The sequence below is a fragment of the Desertihabitans brevis genome (assembly GCF_003327535.1).
GTDB classification, from domain to species: Bacteria; Actinomycetota; Actinomycetes; order Propionibacteriales; family Propionibacteriaceae; genus Desertihabitans; species Desertihabitans brevis.
In genome coordinates this window covers 1-16,921 of sequence record NZ_QOUI01000015.1, presented here as the reverse complement: position 1 = coordinate 16,921, position 16,921 = coordinate 1, and the positions used below count along the sequence as shown (strand labels likewise).

Sequence of the window (16,921 nt, the reverse complement as noted above, 5' to 3'; positions counted from 1 at the left end):
CTGCCGGCAGTGCGACGCCCGGGACGGCGTGCGAAGCCCCGGTCCGGCCGGCGGGCTGCGGGCGGTCCGGTGGACGGCGGATACCGGCGGTGAACCGGCGTTACTCATCTGCCCCTGAGGCGAAAGCCCTGGTCAGAGCCGGTTCGCTGGCCACGCAACCCGCTTAACACGGTCATCACCGACCGACATGTCTCGCGTAACCGGACCAGGCGACGGTATCCACATCCCGCCGCCGTCCGAGGAGTCGCCATGTACCGAACGCCCGATCACGAAGAGGTCCAGCAGGTCGCCGAGCAGTTCGGCATGCGTCTGACCGCCGCGGAGGCGGAGGTCTTCGCACGCCACATCGGCGAGACGTTGACCGAGATGGACGACTTCGTGCAGTCCCGGATCGAGGAGCCTGCCCCGCCCCGGTTCCCCGGTCCCCGCTCGCCCGGACACCGGCCGGGTCCCGAGGACGACCCCTACAACGCCTGGACGTGGAAGTGCGAGATCCCCGGCGCGGAGTCGGGGCTGCTGGCCGGCAAGACCGTCAGCTTCAAGGACCACACCGCCGTGGCCGGGATGCCGTTGACCTTCGGCAGCTTCGCCCTCGAGGGCCTGGTGCCCGACTACGACGCCACGGTCGTGCAGCGCTCGCTCGAGGCCGGTGCCACCGTGGTGGGCAAGAACGTGATGAACGGGCTGTCGGGAGGCTTCGGCTTCGGTGGCGGGATCGGTGACTACGGTCGCCCGACCAACCCGCACAGCCCCGACCACCTCACCGGAGGATCCTCCTCCGGCTCCGCCGCGGCCCTGGCCTCCGGCCAGGTCGACATCTCCTTCGGTGGCGACCAGGGCGGCTCCATCCGCATCCCGGCGTCGTGGACGGGAACGGTCGGGCACAAGCCGACCTTCGGGCTGGTCTCGCACTTCGGCATCGGGTTCGGCTCGGACCAGAGCATCGACTACACCGGCCCGATGACCATGACGGTGGCCGACGCGGCCGCCGCTCTCGAGGCCACCGCCGGCTACGACGGGTTCGACCCGCGCCAGGGCCGGCAGGTGCCCGACCGCTACGACGCGACGAGCCGTCTGACCGACGGGATCGACGGGCTACGGATCGGCATCCTCACCGAGGGTTTCGCCGGCGCGACCGTGGAGGTCGACTCCTCGGTGCGCGAGGCCGTCGAGATCTTCGCCAAGCTCGGCGCCACCATCAGCGAGGTGTCGGTCCCCGAGCACGCCACCATCGGCAGGGCGCAGACCGCGCTGATGGCCGAGGGTGGGCTGGCCGTCCGCAATGCCGGGTTCTTCGGTGCCTGGAGCAGGACCTGGTACCCCTCGGACACGATCGCGGCGGTCAACCGGGTCTGGGCGAGCCACCAGGAGCTGCTCGACCCGCGCGCGCTGGCGAACCAGATGGCCGGGGTGTTCAGCAAACGGTTCTGGTCCGGGCGCGTCTACGCCAAGGCCCAGAACGTCCGCTCCAGCTTCATCGCGGCCTACGACAGGGCCCTTTCCGAGGTGGACGTCCTCGTGATGCCGACCACGATCACCCAGGCGCCGCGCTACGAGCAGCCCGCCGACCGCACGGCCGCCGTCGAGCTGGCCATGAAGGGCTCGATCACCTACTCCGCGGTGGCCAACACCCGGCCGTTCAACTACACCGGTCACCCGGCCCTGGCGCTGCCGTGCGAGAAGCGCAACGGGCTCCCGGTCAGCATCCAGCTGGTCGGCCGGATGTTCGAGGACGACCTGCTGCTCCGCGCGGCCTGGAACTTCGCCGAGACCGCCCCGTTCGCCGCCTACACCGCGATCGACGCGTGAGCAGGGGCCGGGCCGCCTCGGGGCGGGCCACGGCTGGGATGTTCCGCTCTTTGCACACCCGAAACTACCGACTGTTCTTCGTCGGTGGCCTGATCAGCAACACCGGCGTGTGGATGCAACGCACGGCCCAGTCGTGGATCGTTCTCGTGCTGAGCGGGGGAAACGGACTCGCACTGGGATCCGCGACATTCCTCCAATTCGCCCCGGTGCTGCTGCTCAGCATTCCCGCCGGAATTCTGAGCGACCGCTTCTCCAAGATCAACCTCCTGGTGGTGACCCAGGCCCTGATGGGCGGGGTCAGTGCGGTGATGGCGGTGCTCGACGCCACCGGGGTGCTGGCTCTGCCCCACGTGTACCTGCTCGCCGCTGTCCTGGGGGTGATCACCGCGCTGGACGCTCCTGCCCGCCAGTCGTTCGTCTCCGAGCTGGTCGGGCTGGAGCACGTGGTGAACGCCATCGGGCTGAACTCGGCCTCGTTCAACGTGGCCCGGTTGCTCGGACCGGCGGTCGCCGGACTGGTGATCGGCCATCTCGCCACCTGGGTGCTGTTCGCGGCGCACGCGTTGAGCTCGGTCGCCATCGTCAGCTCCCTGCTGCGGCTGGACCGGACCTCGCTGTTCCAGGTACGCCGGTCGTCCACGGTCCGCGGGCAGGTGGTCGAGGGCTTCCGCTACCTCGGGCGGACCCCGGTGCTGATCCTCTTCGTGGCCTGCGCCTCGTTGCTCAGCGCCGTCGGGCTCAACAGTCTGCAGGTGGTGCTGCCCCTGGTGGCGACACAGACCTTCCAGGTCGGAGCCGTCGGCTTCGGGCTGCTCACCGCGTCCCTGGCCGTGGGCAGCCTGCTCGGCGCGCTGCTGTCCGGACGGGCGGTCGGGATACCCCGACGACGCTGGGTGTTCGGCACGGCGATCGGGTTCGGGGCCAGCCAGATGGTGGTCTCGGTGATCCCGGTCTACCCCGGCTTCGCCGTCGGGCTCGCTGTGAGCGGCTTGCTCTTCATGTCGTTCGTCGTGGCGGTGAACACCAGCGTCCAGCTCACCGCGGCGGTGGAGATGCGGTCGCGGGTGGTGGCGGCCTACATGATGTTCTTCCTCGGCGGAGGAGCCCTCGGAGCGCCGGTCCTGGGCCTGGTCGCCGACCAGCTCGGGCCGCGGACCACCATCTGCTGCGCCGGGGCGGTCGGGGTCCTGGTCGGCGGCGGCTGCGCGCTCCTGCTGTTCCTCGGCGGCCGCCGCCGCGCCCGGTCCGCCGTCGTCGTGACGGGTGTCGCCGAGGCCCCCGGCACCTCGGTGGGGCATTGACGTGGGGACCACCCGATGGATTCTCGGAAATGGCTCCCGACCTGTCTCCGGGCTGAAACAAAGTTCTCACACGAATGCAACTCCGACCCCTCCCCGAAAGGTCGCCAAGACGTTACGTTGTGCTCACCTCGCCGTTGAGCGCGAGGCTTCTCCCGCATTCGCGCACAACGCCAGGCGGGTCACGGTCCGCGAATTCCCTTGCCCAGCTCCCGCTCCGCAACGGACCGGCGTCATCGCGACACTCCCCATTCCTCGACGGCGTCGTCGAGACCCCCTACCCGTCGGCAGGGCCGATCGACGACCCACCGCCACCCAGGAAGAGAGCCCCTGATGTCGACCACCACGCAGGTCCCACCCACACACAGCTCACCCTGGCTCGAGCCGCGCGCGGCCGGCGCCACGGAACCGGCGCCGCCGGCGCTGCGCGTCACCGACCTGGTCACCGAGTTCCGCAGCCACCGGAGCTCGTTGCGGGCGGTGGACGGCGTCTCCTTCTCCGTCCCCCGGCGCCAGGTGCTCGCCGTGATCGGCGAGTCGGGCAGTGGCAAGAGCGCCATGCTGCGCTCCATCATCGGGATCAACCCCCCGAGTGCGCTGATCGAGGGCCGGGTGGAGCTCAACGGGGTCGACATCCTGTCCCTGCCGGCCCGGGAACGGCGGCGCGTCCGCGGCCGTGACATCTCGATGGTGTTCCAGGACCCGCTCACCGCCCTGGACCCGGTGTACACGATCGGGCAGCAGCTGGTGGAGACGGTGCTGAAGCACCGGCCGGGCGCCAGCCGCGCCGATGCCCGGCAGCGCTCCCTGGAGCTGCTCGAGCTGGTGCAGATCCCGTCGGCCGAGGCCCGGCTGCGGGCCTACCCCTCCCAGCTCAGCGGAGGGATGCGTCAGCGCGTGGTGATCGCGATGGCCATCGCCGGCCGGCCGCAGGTGCTGCTGGCCGACGAACCGACCACGGCACTGGACGTGACGGTGCAGGCCCGGATGATCCGGCTGTTCCGCCAGATCCAGCAGGAGGTCGACGCCGGTCTGGTGCTCGTCACCCACGACCTGGGGGTAGCCGCCGAGCTCGCCGACGAGGTGGCGGTGATGTACGCCGGCCGGTTCGTGGAGCGGGGCACCGCCCAGCAGGTGCTGACCGCGCCGCAGCACCCCTACACCGAGGGCCTGGTCGAGGCGAACGTCCGGGCCGGGCAGGACCGCCGCCCCCGGGCGATCATCGGCGCTCCGCCCAGCCTGACCCGTCTGCCGGCCGGCTGCTCCTTCGCCCCGCGCTGCAGCTACGCGGTGGCCGACTGCTGGAGCACGCCGCCCCCGGTCCGGACCATCGACGCCGCTGGGTCCGCCCCCTCCGGCTCCTCCTCCGTCCCGCACTGGAGCCGGTGCCTGCTGGTTCCCCAGCAGTGACCCGCTGCCACCCACGACCCGAGAGGCACCTCCCATGACCCGTCCCGCGCGCCGAGGGCGCCTGATCCCCTCACTCGCCACCCTGCTGCTCGCCGTCTCGCTGCTGCTGTCCGCCTGCGGCCAGTCCGACCCGAGGGCTGGGAGCAGCAGCACCACCGGGGGGACGCTGCGGATCGCCATGTCCGCGGCCAACATCCCCTTCCCCTCCACACCGCCGAACCAGGGCTACGAGGGCTACCGCTTCGTCGGCAACAACATCTACGACGCCCTCACCCGCCTGGACCTCGACCAGGCCGACACGCTGCCGACGCCGCAGCCGGCGCTGGCCGAGTCCTGGGAGATGGCCGACGACCTGATGACGTACACGTTCACCCTGCGCCAGGGCGTCACGTTCCACGACGGCACCGCCTTCGACGCCGACGCGGTGGTCTTCCAGCTCGACCGGCTGAAGAACCCGGAGTTCGAGTTCTACTCCCAGACCGATGCCGCGACCGCCGCGAGCGCCACGCGCTACATCGACAGCTGGGAGAAGATCGACGACCACACCGTGCAGATCACCACCACCCAGGAGTACACCTGGCTGCAGTGGGACCTGCTCAGCATCTACTTCCCCAGCCCCACCGTGGTCAGGGAGTTCGGCAACCAGGACTACAACCAGCACGCCACCGGCACCGGCCCGTTCAGGATGACGGAGTACGTCGACGGCGAGGTGATGGAGCTGACCCGCTACGACGAGTACTGGCGCGGGCCGGCGAAGCTCGACCAGATCATCCTCTACCCCCAGCCCGAGGCCGCGTCGCGGCTGTCGATGCTGCAGTCGGGGGAGGTCAACTGGGCCGAGGTGCCCTCACCGGACTCGATGAGCCAGCTCGAGGCGGACGGCTACCAGGTCTTCCTGGGCAAGTACCCGCACGGCATCATGCCTCGGTTCAACATGTTCCGCGAGCCCTTCCGCGACAACCTGGCGCTCCGCCAGGCACTCAACTACGCCCTCGACCGCGAGGGTGCGGCCGCCCTGATGAACGGCGCGGGCTACCCGGCCAAGCAGTGGGTCTACGAGGGTCACCCGGCCTACGCCCCGGACAACCCGGGCTACTCCTACGACCCCGAGCGTGCCAAGCAGCTGCTCGCCGAGGCGGGCTACGAGCCGGGCGAGCTGACGCTCAACTTCGGCTACACGACCGGCGGCTCGGGCAACATGTTCCCCGACGTCATGATGCAGAAGCTGCAGGCCGACTTCCGGGCGATCGGCGTCGAGGTCACCCTCACCCCGGTGGAGTGGACCGTGCTGATCTCGATCGGCCTGGACGGGCTGGACAGCGAGCAGTGGGAGGACATCGACGTGCTGTGGGCCTCCCCGGCCGCCGGCATGCTGCCCACCGGCTACAACTCGAGCTTCATGTGCAAGCGCCCCGGCGGCCAGGCCAATGCGGCCGGCATGTGCGACGAGGTGGTGGACGAGCAGCTCACCCTGGCCAGCCAGCAGGCCGAGGTGGCCGACCAGAACGCCCACCTGCAGCAGATGATGGACCAGGCCGTCAGCGAGGCCTACTTCCTGTTCTGGATGCACGACCTCAACCTGCGGGTGATGTCACCCGACGTGCAGGGCTACGTGCACCCCCAGAGCTGGTGGGTCGACTTCACCACGATCAGTGTGGGTGGTGACTCGTGATCCGGCTCGTGCTCCGCCGGGTCGGCCTGGCCATCCCGATCCTGGTCGGTGTCTCGGTGATCGTCTTCCTGCTGATGACGGTCGTCCCCGGGTCCCCCGAGGCCGGCCTGGTCCCAGAGGACGCCACCCCGGAGGAGCGGGCGGCGATCCGCGACAGCCTCGGGCTCGACGACCCGCTGCCGCTGCGGTACCTGGCGTGGGTGGGCAACGCCCTCCAGGGTGATCTCGGCTACTCCGAGCAGCGGCGCCGCGAGGTCGCCGACCTGCTCGGGCAGGCCTGGGGGAACACCTTCGTCCTCGCCCTGGTGTCGGCGGTCTTCGGCATCGCGCTCGGGCTGCTGCTGGGCTACCTGGCCGGCACCCGGCGGGGGAAGGCGGTGGACCGGCTGGTCTCGGTCCTGAGCCTCGGTGGGCTGAGCGTGCCCTCCTTCTTCCTGGCGATCATCCTGCTCGCCGTCTTCGCCGGTGGTCTGCAGCTGCTGCCGTCGGGCGGAGCCGACTTCGACGACCCCCTGTCGGCGGCCCGGAGCCTGGTGCTGCCGGTGCTCTCGGGCTCGTTGATCACCATGGCCATCACGGCACGGGTCACCCGCGCCGGCATCGTGGACGTGCTGGGAGCCGACTTCGTCGAGACGCTGCGGGCCAAGGGGCTCAGCGAGCTGGAGGTGCGCCGGCACGTCCTGCGCAACGCGATCTCCCCGGTGCTCACCACGTCGGGCGTCCAGATCGGCGCCCTGCTCGGTGGCTCGGTGCTGGTGGAGACGATCTTCCGCTGGCCGGGCATGGGGCTGCTGCTCTACAACGCCATCTCGGCCCGCGACCTGGTGGTGGTCCAGGGCGCCACCCTCGTGATCGCCCTGACCTTCGTCGTGGTCAACCTCCTCGTCGACCTGCTGCAAGCCGCCATCGACCCCCGTGTGAGAGGAACCATGTCATGAGCCAGGCCACCGTTCCGGTGCTGCTGCCGGAGGCGTTCGGAGCCGGTACCACCGACGCCGACCGCCAGGCCGCCGCGAAGCTGCGCGAGGAGTGGAACGCGCACGACCAGAGCGTCCGGGCCCAGTCGTTCTGGAAGGAGACCGGCAAGCGGTTCCTGCGCAACCGCACCGGCGTGGCCGCGGCCGGCATCGTGCTGCTGCTGGCGCTGGCCGCCACCTTCGCCCCGCTGCTGACCCCCTACGACCCGTTGCTGGGCCAGCCCCTGGACCGGCTGCAGAACATCGGTGCCCCCGGCCACCCGCTGGGCACCGACGAGCAGGGCCGGGACATGCTCGCCCGGGTCCTCTACGGTGGGCGGCTCTCCCTGGTCGCGGGCTTCGTGCCCACCGTGGCCGCGGCGCTGATCGGCACCGTCATCGGTGTCACCGCAGCCATGCTGCGAGGCGTCGTGCAGACCGTGCTGATGCGGTTCATGGACGTGCTCTACGCCTTCCCGGCCATCCTGCTGGCCATCGCGGTGGGCGCGGCCCTCGGGCCCGGCCTGACCAACACCATCATCGCGGTGACCATCGTCTACATCCCGCCCATCGCCCGGGTGGCCGAAGCCGCCACCCGCCGGGTGGTCGTGCAGGAGTTCATCGAGGCCGCGACGCTGAGCGGAGCCAGCCGCTTCCGGATCGCCCGGACCCAGGTCGTCCCCAACGTGCTCAACGACATCATCGTCTACGCCTCGGGCCTGGTCGGGGTGGCGATGATCATCGCCGCCAGCCTGAGCTTCCTGGGGTTGGGCTCGCCACCGCCGGCCCCGGAGTGGGGCTACATGCTCAACAGCCTGCGGGGGACGCTGAGCACCACCCCGCTGGTGACCATCATCCCCGGGTTCTTCATCTTCCTCACCTCGGTCGCCTTCAACCTGGCCAGCGACGCGCTGCGCGAGGCGATGGACAGCCGGCTGTGACCGCCCGACGCCCGACAGGAGCCTCCCGATGACCGACACCCTGCCCGGCCCCACGCCGGTCGACGTCCCCGCGCCCGGCACGGCCACGCTGCCGAAGCGGCCGCTGATGGAGCTGCTCGACGTCTCCAAGACCTTCTCGGTCCGCAACGGCGGCCGCCGGGCCACGCTGTCCGCGGTGGACGGGGTCTCCCTCAAGATCTGGCCCGGGCGCACGCTCGGCATCGTGGGCGAGTCCGGCTGCGGCAAGTCCACGCTGGCCCGGTTGATCACCGGCCTGCACCCGGCGACGTCGGGTGAGATGGTCTTCGAGGACAAGCAGATCCTGGCGAACCGGCGCCGACCGCGTGAGGTCGTCGAGCAGATGCAGATGGTCTTCCAGGACCCGTCCTCCGCGCTCAACCCACGCGCCACGATCGGGGAGTCCATCGCCTTCCCGCTGGAGGTCCGCCGCCGTCCGCGCGAGGAGATCCGGGCGCGGGTGAGCCAGGTGATCAGCGACGTCGGACTTCCGGCCAGCTACGCCCGGCACTACCCTCACCAGCTCAGCGGAGGCCAGCGTCAGCGGGTCAACATCGCCCGGGCCCTGGCCCTGCAGCCCCGGCTGGTGGTGCTCGACGAAGCCGTCTCCGCGCTGGACAAGTCGATCCAGGCGCAGGTGCTCAACCTGCTGACCGACCTGCAGTCGGAGTACGGGCTGACCTACGTCTTCATCAGCCACGACCTCAACGTGGTCGAGTACATCAGCGACGACGTCGCGGTGATGCACCTGGGCCAGGTGGCCGAGCGGGGGCCGGCCCGGCGGCTCTACGACCAGCCGCTGCACCCCTACACCAGGCTGCTGCTGTCCTCGATCCCCTCCCTCGACCCGGCCCTCAGCACCCGCGACCAACCCCTGGACCGGTCCAACGGGGAGATCCCCAGCCCGATCGACCCGCCGAGCGGCTGCCGGTTCCGGACCCGGTGCCCGTTCGCGATGGACGTGTGCGCCGAACGGACGCCACCTCCCGTGCTGGCCGAGCCCGACCACGTGGTGGCCTGCCACCTGTACACCGCCGACGAGAACGGCGTGGTGCCACGCGGCGTCACCGAGTCGGTGGCGCGTCGGGTGGCCGAGGGCTCCGAGGTGGACGCCGCTGCCGTCCCCGAGGAACCGCTGCCCGACCCCGCCCCCTGACGTCACCGTCCCCACCGGCCGCGGGCGTGGCCCAGCCGCCGGTGGGACGGCTGATCACCGGTCGCCCGACCGGTGCCGCCGCCGCGACCGCGGTCGACGGAGAGCGCATTGCCCACCTCGGCCCCGGCCTGCCCGGCCGGCGCCTGACCCGAAAGGAACGACATGTCCACGACGACCGCCGAGGAGAAGGCGAGCCCGGAGGAGACCGTGACCGCCATCCTCACCGCCGCCGGCCTCACCGTCTCCGCCGAGGAGAAGGCGACCATGGTGCGCGACTTCCCCCTGGTCCGCGCCGGTGCGGACCGCATGTACCTGCCCGAGCTCGAGCACCACGAGCCGGCCATCCGCTTCGACCCCACCGACTTCTACCCGACCCGCTGAGAGGCCCCACCATGTCCGACGCACCCATCCTGACCATCAAGGACGCCGCCGCGGCGCTCCGGAATGGCACCACCACCTCGACCGACCTCACCGCCGCCATGCTGGAGCGCACCGCGATGCTCAGCGACGCCCTGGGCGCCTACGTCGTCGTGACCGGGGAGGCGGCGCTGGAGCAGGCCGCTGCCGCCGACGCCGCCCTGGCCGCCGGGAACGACCTCGGCCCCCTGCAGGGCATCCCGCTGGCCATCAAGGACATCATCGCGATGAAGGGCGCGCCCACCACCGCCAACAGCCGGGTGCTCGACCCGGAGTGGGGGGCGGGGACCGACGCGCCGGTGGTGGCGCGGCTCCGCGACGCCGGTTCGGTGTTCATGGGCAAGGCCACCACCAGCGAGTTCGCCATCGGGCTGCCCGACGCCGACAAGGGGTTCCCCGTACCCCACAACCCCTGGGACGTCGAGCGCACCCCGGCCGGCTCGAGCTCGGGCACCGGGGTCGCGGTGGCGGCCGGGCTCGCCCTCGGCGGCCTGGGCACCGACACCGGCGGTTCCGTCCGTGGCCCGGCCAGCGTCAACGGCCACACCGGCCTGAAGGTCACCTTCGGACGGGTGCCCAAGAGCGGCGTGGTCCCGCTCGGCTACAGCCTGGACAGCATCGGCCCGATGGCCCGCTCGGCCTGGGACTGCGCCGCACTGCTGGAGGTGATGGCCGGGTACGACCCGTCCGACCCGAACTCCGCGCACGCCCCGGTGGAGAGGTACACCGAGGCGCTGGACGGCGACGTGGAGGGGCTGAGGATCGCGCTGCCGGTGCCCTACTTCTTCGACCACGAGGCCCTCGACCCCGAGCAGCGGGACGCGGTGCTGGCCGCCGTCTCCACGCTGACCGGGCTCGGTGCCACCTCGACGGAGACCAGCCTGCCGCACGCCGACATCGCCAAGGACGCCAACCACATCATCCTCGTCGGCGAGGCCTACGCCTACCACCGCAACAACCTGGTCGGGCGCTGGGCCGACTACGGCCGCTGGACCCGGTCGGCGCTGGCCCGCGGGGCCTTCTACACCGCTGCCGACTACGCCCAGGCCGGTCGGTTCCGGCGGATGTTCTCCGAGGCGGTCGCGGCGATGCTCACCGAGTACGACGTCATCATCACCCCGGCGGCCCCCGCGCCGGCAGAGATCGCCAGTGAGATGAACCCGAGCAAGCGGCTCTCGATGCCCAACTTCACCGGGCACTGGAACCTCACGGGCCTGCCCGCGGTAGCGGTGCCGGTGGGGCTCAGCTCGCAGGGGCTGCCGCTGTCGATGCAGGTCATCGGCAAGCCGTTCGCCGAGGGCACCGTGCTGAAGGTGGCCGACGTCCTGCAGCGGGTCACCGACCACCACCTGCTGCAGCCGCCGGTCGAGGCGCTGTTCACCCAGGCCGTCTGAGCACGACGGTCCGAGCGGGCCGGGTCGCGGCGCAGCGCGCCGCGCCCGGCCAGGCCCGACCACGAGCACGAGCACGAGGGGATGCTGCATGACCACCACCGTCGACCGACCACGGCCGGCATGACCGCCGGGGGAGGCGGAGCGCCGGGCCGCGGTCCGGTGGCACCGGCCCCGGCCACGGCGCCGGTCGACCCGGTGCCCCTCGCACCCGCCGACGACCTGCCCGCCGCGCCAGGTCCTCCCGTCGTCCCGCTGGTGAGCCGGCGACGGCTGGTCGGCTTCTACGTCGTGGTGCTGGCCGCCGGGCTGTCGCTGGGGCTGACGGCGCCGCTCACCGCGGTGTTCGCCGTCCAGCTCGGGGCGAGCCCGTTCGCCGCCAGCCTGTCGGTGGCCTCGCTGACCGGCGTGGTCCTGGTGCTGGACGTGTTCGGCACCCGGCTGCTGCCCTTCCTCGAACCCCGTCGCTCGATCACGGCAGGGATGGCCCTGTGGGCGCTGGGCTCCTTCGCCTCGGCGGTGGCCCCGAGCTTCGAGGCGATGGCCGCGGCCCGGCTGGTGCAGGGTCTGGGTCTGGCCCTGTACGCCTCGGCCGGACCCCAGCTGGCCATCAGGCTCGTCGGCATCGGCCGGGTCGGCACCGCACTGGGACGCTTCCAGGCCGCGATGACCCTCGGATCGGCGGTGGCCCCGCTCACCGGGGGCCTGCTGGCCGACATCACCCTGGCGGGGTGGGGGGCGTCCGGCGGGCTGCGGCTGGCCTTCGCCGTGTGCGGTGGCATCGCTCTCGTCTGCAGCGCGGCGGCCCTGCTGCTGCTGCCCACGGTCCGCCCGCGGGTGCGGCCACGGTTCACCCTCCCGCAGCTGCCGGGGCTGTACCGGCCGCGTCCGCTGCTCGCGCTGGGGATGGCCGCCCTGGGCCAGGGGGCACGTGGGGCGCTGGCGGGGACGGTGCTGCCCCTGGTGGTGTCTCAGGGGATGGGTCTCGGCGGCACCGTGCTGGGCACCTTCCTGACCGCGATGTACGTCGTCGAGGTGGTCACCATGGCCATCGGCGGTGCCTGGTCGGACCGGAGGGGACGTCGTCTGGTCGTGCTGCTCGGCACGGCGTCGGGGATCGTCGGGACGGCCGTGCTGTTCTTCGCCGAGCACCACGACAGCACCCTGCTGCTCTTCGCCGCGGCGCTGCCCCTGGGGCTGGCCGGCGGCAGCATGCTGAGCCTGCTGCCCACGGTGCTGGTCGACCTCGCCGGCACACCCGAGGTGGGGCTGTCAGCGACCCGGCTCTCCCGGGACCTCGGGTTCACCCTGTGCACCGTGGGGGCCGGCGTCGCGATCACGGCGGCTGAGGTCCCCGGGGCCGTCGGTCTGGTCCTGGCCCTGTTCGTGACGGTCACGCTGATCATGGTCGTCGTCGGGGAGACCAGGCGCCACCAGCGCGACGAGGCCGTCGAACCCGTGCTCGACGTGGGCGGCCGCAGGCGCCGGTGACGGGTGCGCACCCCGCCCGCGCATCACGGTGCTGAACACGATCCGGTCCGACCTCGCGTGCGACATGCTGTACTCCAGGGCCTCCCCGGAGCCGGCGCGCACCACCCGCCGGGTGTCGAGCACGGGGGCACCGACCGGTAGGTCCAGCCACTCCCCCACCACCGGGTCGGCCGCCGACGTCGAGATCTCCAGCTCGGTGTCTCCCACCGCCGACCCGATCAGCTCCTCGATCAGCTGGTACGGGGAACGGTGCAGGTTGATGGAGGTGTCGGTGACCAGCTCTCCGAAGCAGGTTGCCGGCAGGAACGACGTGCGCAGGCTCAACGGGTAGCCGTCCAGGGAGGCGAGCTGCTCGAGGATCACCACCGCAGCACCCGGCACGGTCTCGAGCTTGGTCGCGATGAAGGGCGCCGCCGGGTGCAGCTGGGCGTAGACGGTGCGCACCGCGATCCGGGTCCCGGTGGCGTTGACGTCCTGCACCAGGTCCCGGGACTCGTCGATGCCGTGCTTGAGGAGTCCGGGGGTCAGTGAGAACGTGCCGGCTCCGCGGACGCGTTCGACCACCCCCTGTTCGCGCAGGATCAGCAGCGCCTGCCGGACCACACCGCGGCTGACTCCGTACCGCCGCACGAGGTGGTCCTCCGAGGGCAGCGTGTCGTCGGCGTACACCCCGCTGATCAGCTCGGTCCGCAGCAGGTCGAGCACCCACTGCAGTGCCCGTTGGCGGCCGGGTCCGCGCGGTTGCCTCGGTGAACCGTAGTGCGGCACGCGGACGCCCCCTCCGTCGTGGGCCGGCCGGGCGACCCGGTTGGAACTGGCGACCACGTCGTCGGCTCGCCTGGACGAGCACCGCGCCGGCCTGTCGTCCGGCCTGCGAGATCCCCGGATCATACCCGCGCACGAGCCGCGGGCACCACCGTGCCCTGGCGCGCCACCCGGGCGGGCACCCTGGCTACGCTCACCGGGTGGACGTGCGAGCGGGGATCCTGGTGACCGGCACCGAGGTGCTGACGGGGCGGGTGACCGACCGGAACGGGCCGTGGTTGGCGGAGCGGTTGCGGCAGCTCGGGGTGGACGTCGGGCGGGTGGTGGTGGTCGGCGACCGGCCCGACGACCTCCGGACCGCGCTCACCCAGCTCGACGACCTCGACCTCGTCGTCACCTCCGGCGGGCTGGGTCCGACCGCGGACGACCTCACCCTCGAGATCGTCGCCGCGCACCGCGGCCGGGCGCTGCACCACGACGCCGAGCTCGAGGAGCGCATCGCCGAGCGGGTGGAGGCGATGCGGCGGCGCCGCGGGTGGGCCGTCGACGCCGACGCGCTGCGGGCGGCGAACCGCAAGCAGGCGCTGGTGCCCGCGGGCGCCTCCCTGCTGGAACCCGTCGGCACGGCCCCCGGGGTCGTCGTCCCGGGTCCGCCGCCGGTCGTGGTGCTCCCGGGTCCGCCGTCGGAGCTGCAGCAGATGTGGGCCGCGGCCGAGGCGTCCCCGCTCGTGCAGGAGGTGCTGGCCCGCGCCGGCACCCTCGAGCAGCGGACCCTGCGGCTGTGGGGTCCGCCCGAGGCGGCGCTCGCCGACGCCCTGCGCCGCGCCGGCGACCTGTCCGGCGTGGAGCTGACCACCTGCGTCCGCACCGCCGAGCTGGAGGTGGTCGGACGCTTCGCCCCGGCGGCCGCCGACGTCTGGGACGGCTTGGGCGCGCACCTGCAGGAGGAGTTCGGGCCGGCGCTGTTCTCCCCCGACGGACGAAGCGTGGACGAGGTGGTGGCCGACCTGGCCGTCGGCACCGGCGCCACCGTGGCCACCGCCGAGTCGTGCACCGGCGGGCTGCTCGGCGCCCGCCTCACCGAGCAGCCGGGGTCGTCGGGCTGGGTGGTCGGCGGCGTCGTCGCCTACGCCGACCGGGTAAAGATCGAGCAGCTCGGCGTCCCTCCGGGTCTGCTCGAACGGCACGGCGCGGTGAGCGAGCCGGTGGCCCGGGCGATGGCCGAGGGCGTGCGCGACCGGCTCCGCAGCACCGTCGGCGTCGGGATCACCGGGGTGGCCGGGCCCGGTGGCGGGACCGAGACCAAGCCGGTGGGGCTGGTCCACCTCGCGGTGGCCGGACCCGGCACCACCCTGCACCGCGAGCTGCGGGCCGGCGGAGCCCGCACCGACATCAGGACGTACGCGGTGCAGCACGCGCTGCACCTGCTGCGCGAGGCGCTCGACTGACACCGTCCGCCGCAGCCGCGCGCCGTCCCTACCCGGAGCGGGCGGCGCGCCCGCCGGGGAGATCAGGCCTCGACGTAGCGGCGGCCCTCGAAGGCGCGGCCGAGGGTGACCTCGTCGGCGTACTCCAGGTCGGAGCCGACCGGCAGTCCGCTGGCCAGCCGGGCTACCTTGAGCCCCATCGGCAGCAGCAGCCGGCTGAGGTAGGTGGCGGTGGCCTCCCCCTCGAGGTTGGGGTCGGTGGCCACGATCACCTCGGTCACGGTGCCGTCGCCCAGCCGCATCACCAGCTCGCGGATGTTGAGATCACCCGGGCCGATGCCGTCGATCGGGCTGATTGCGCCGCCGAGCACGTGGTAGGTGCCGCGGAACTCCCGGGTGCGCTCGATCGCCACCACGTCCTTGGACTCCTCGACCACGCAGATCGAGGTCGGGTCGCGGCGCGGGTCGCGGCAGATCCGGCAGCGGTCCTCGGCCGAGACGTTGTGGCAGACCTCGCAGAAGCGCACGGTCTGCTTGACCTTGACCAGCGCGGACGCCAGCCGCTCGACGTCCTCGGAGCCGGCGTAGAGCAGGTGGAAGGCGATCCGCTGCGCGCTCTTGGGACCGACGCCGGGCAGCCGCCCGAGCTCGTCGATCAGCTCCTGGATCGGTCCCTCGTACACGTCAGAGCCCCAGGCCCCCGGCCATCGGGCCGAGCTTCGCGGCGGCCAGCTCCTGGCCCTTCGCGCTGGCGTCGCGGATGGCGGCCACCACGAGGTCGGCCAGCGACTCGGTGTCGGTGGGGTCGCAGGCCTCCGGCGAGATGTCGAGGGACTGCAGCTCACCGGTGGCGGTCATCCGGGCGGTCACCAGCCCGCCGCCGGCGGTGCCCTCGACGGTGGTCGCGGCCAGCTCCTCCTGCGCCTGCATCATCTGGCTCTGCATGGCCTGGGCCTGGGCGAGCAGCCCGGACATGTCGGTGCCCTCGGGAAGCATCAGGTCGTCCTCTCCGGTGACTGCGCGGTGCAGCCGCCTCGTCCAATCTATGTGAGCGTGCCGCTGCGAGCGCCCCGTGCGGGCCACCCGGTCGTCGTGCCGCGCGCCGGGATCAGCGCTCGGCCTCCTCCTCGGCGATCAGCTCCGCCCCCAGGTGCATGGCCAGCAGCTCGTTGTGGGAGCTGACCGACTCGTCGAGGTCGGAGTCGTCGCGGTCGGGCTCCTCCTCCGGCACCGGCTCCGACGCCGTCACGCTCGACCGGGTGGGTCGGATGCTGGCGCGGGCACGGGAGCTGGCGGCGGGGGCGGCAGGCGCCGGTGTCTGGTCGCTCTGCGGGCGCGGCGCGACTGCGGAGGCGCCGTCCGGTGCGGACGACGGGCCCGGGGCCACCGCCCAGTCCGGCGGCGGGCCGTCGTCGACGGGCGGCGCAGACGGCGGGGGCCCGGACGGCTGGCCCCACGGGTCGGGCGCGGCTCCCGGGCGGGGGGCCGAGGCCGAGGAGTCGGGCGAGGGCGCGGAGGCGGGCGACGGCTCAGGGGCCTGCGCGGCCGAGGGCTGGCTAGCCGCACCGGGCCGCGACGGCGCGGGCGCTGCCGGTTCGGCCGGCGTGGTGCCGTCGTCGACCACCGGACGGACCCGCAGGTCGGTGCCCAGCACGGCGACCAGCGCCTCGCGCAGCACGTCCTCACTGCCGCCGCGGGCGAAGGAGTCCCGGGCGCCGACGTTGGCCATGCCGAGGGTGAGCACACCGTCGTCCACGCCCAGCACGTGGGCGTTCTGGCTGAGCAGGATCCAGGTGAAGCGACGCTGCCGCTTGACCTCCTCCAGCACCTCGGGCCAGAGCCGGCGCAGGTCGGCCACCGCGAGGCCGCCGGCGCCACCGCTGCCCGTCGACGGGGCGGGCTGGTCCGCGGGGGCGGCGCTGCCCGGGCGACCGGGGCGGCCGGAGCCTGGACGCACCGCAGGGGCGCTGCCGGTGGTCGGCTGGGCGGACGCATCGACCTGGGCGGGCCGCTGGGGTTCGGTGGTGTCGGCGGGGGGTCGCCCTTCGACAGGCTCAGGGCGTTGGGTCGGGTCGGTGCCCGGGCGCTGGGTGGGGTCGGTGCCCGGGCGTGGGGTGGGGTCGGTGCCCGGGCGCGAGGCGCTGGTCGCCGTGCTGGGCACCGACCTGCG

At 72.6% G+C, this 16,921-nt stretch carries 13 protein-coding genes and 2 pseudogenes; 11 read left to right on the top strand and 4 right to left on the bottom strand.

Annotation, left to right across the window (positions count from 1 at the left end; translation table 11 throughout):
• Window positions 1-249 precede the first annotated feature (249 nt).
• The 10 genes from DT076_RS18275 (at window position 250) to DT076_RS20165 (ending at window position 12,559) form a co-directional block, all read left to right on the top strand.
• Window positions 250-1,809 (top strand): amidase family protein, encoded by a 1,560-nt coding sequence (locus tag DT076_RS18275; RefSeq protein ID WP_114128143.1) that lies wholly within the window; start codon window positions 250-252, stop codon window positions 1,807-1,809.
• A gap of 38 nt (window positions 1,810-1,847) precedes the next feature.
• Window positions 1,848-3,110: an MFS transporter gene (locus tag DT076_RS18270; RefSeq protein ID WP_114128142.1), complete on the top strand. Its 1,263-nt coding sequence runs from the start codon at window positions 1,848-1,850 to the stop codon at window positions 3,108-3,110.
• 330 nt (window positions 3,111-3,440) lie between these two features.
• Window positions 3,441-4,517 (top strand): ABC transporter ATP-binding protein, encoded by a 1,077-nt coding sequence (locus tag DT076_RS18265; protein ID WP_114128141.1) that lies wholly within the window; start codon window positions 3,441-3,443, stop codon window positions 4,515-4,517.
• 34 nt (window positions 4,518-4,551) lie between these two features.
• The gene (locus tag DT076_RS18260) at window positions 4,552-6,189 is read left to right on the top strand and encodes an ABC transporter substrate-binding protein (protein ID WP_114128140.1); all 1,638 of its coding nucleotides are present in this window, start codon (window positions 4,552-4,554) and stop codon (window positions 6,187-6,189) included.
• Window positions 6,186-7,127 carry an ABC transporter permease gene (locus DT076_RS18255; RefSeq protein WP_114128139.1) on the top strand — a complete coding sequence of 314 codons (942 nt, stop codon included), beginning with the start codon at window positions 6,186-6,188 and terminating at the stop codon, window positions 7,125-7,127. Before DT076_RS18260 ends, DT076_RS18255 begins: the two co-directional genes overlap by 4 nt.
• Window positions 7,124-8,086 (top strand): ABC transporter permease, encoded by a 963-nt coding sequence (locus tag DT076_RS18250; protein WP_114128138.1) that lies wholly within the window; start codon window positions 7,124-7,126, stop codon window positions 8,084-8,086. The genes DT076_RS18255 and DT076_RS18250 overlap by 4 nt, the downstream gene beginning before the upstream one ends.
• 28 nt (window positions 8,087-8,114) lie before the next feature.
• Window positions 8,115-9,260: an ABC transporter ATP-binding protein gene (locus DT076_RS18245; RefSeq protein WP_114128137.1), complete on the top strand. Its 1,146-nt coding sequence runs from the start codon at window positions 8,115-8,117 to the stop codon at window positions 9,258-9,260.
• A gap of 162 nt (window positions 9,261-9,422) precedes the next feature.
• On the top strand, window positions 9,423-9,641 hold the full coding sequence (locus DT076_RS18240; protein WP_114128136.1) for a hypothetical protein: 219 nt from the start codon (window positions 9,423-9,425) through the stop codon (window positions 9,639-9,641).
• Window positions 9,642-9,652: 11 nt separating this feature from the next.
• Window positions 9,653-11,071, top strand: a complete 1,419-nt coding sequence (locus DT076_RS18235; protein ID WP_114128135.1) for an amidase — start codon at window positions 9,653-9,655, stop codon at window positions 11,069-11,071.
• A 195-nt stretch (window positions 11,072-11,266) separates the two neighbouring features.
• Window positions 11,267-12,559: an MFS transporter gene (locus DT076_RS20165; protein ID WP_158548197.1), complete on the top strand. Its 1,293-nt coding sequence runs from the start codon at window positions 11,267-11,269 to the stop codon at window positions 12,557-12,559.
• Between the two features lie 51 nt (window positions 12,560-12,610).
• Here the strand turns inward: DT076_RS20165 and DT076_RS18225 are convergent.
• Window positions 12,611-13,450: pseudogene (locus DT076_RS18225) on the bottom strand (GntR family transcriptional regulator); the annotation flags it as partial.
• Between the two features lie 74 nt (window positions 13,451-13,524).
• On the opposite strand from DT076_RS18225, the gene DT076_RS18220 reads away from it, so the two are divergent.
• A complete protein-coding gene (locus DT076_RS18220; RefSeq protein WP_114128132.1) occupies window positions 13,525-14,772 on the top strand; it encodes a competence/damage-inducible protein A in 1,248 nt (415 codons plus the stop codon).
• A 62-nt stretch (window positions 14,773-14,834) separates the two neighbouring features.
• Here DT076_RS18220 and recR read toward each other — a convergent pair whose 3' ends face one another.
• From recR to DT076_RS18205, 3 genes and pseudogenes are all read right to left on the bottom strand, one after another.
• Complete coding sequence (gene recR, locus DT076_RS18215; protein ID WP_114128131.1) at window positions 14,835-15,434, bottom strand: recombination mediator RecR; 600 nt, start codon at window positions 15,432-15,434, stop codon at window positions 14,835-14,837.
• 1 nt (window position 15,435) lies between these two features.
• Window positions 15,436-15,747 carry a YbaB/EbfC family nucleoid-associated protein gene (locus tag DT076_RS18210; protein ID WP_114128130.1) on the bottom strand — a complete coding sequence of 104 codons (312 nt, stop codon included), beginning with the start codon at window positions 15,745-15,747 and terminating at the stop codon, window positions 15,436-15,438.
• 112 nt (window positions 15,748-15,859) lie between these two features.
• Window positions 15,860-16,921: pseudogene (locus DT076_RS18205) on the bottom strand (hypothetical protein); the annotation flags it as partial.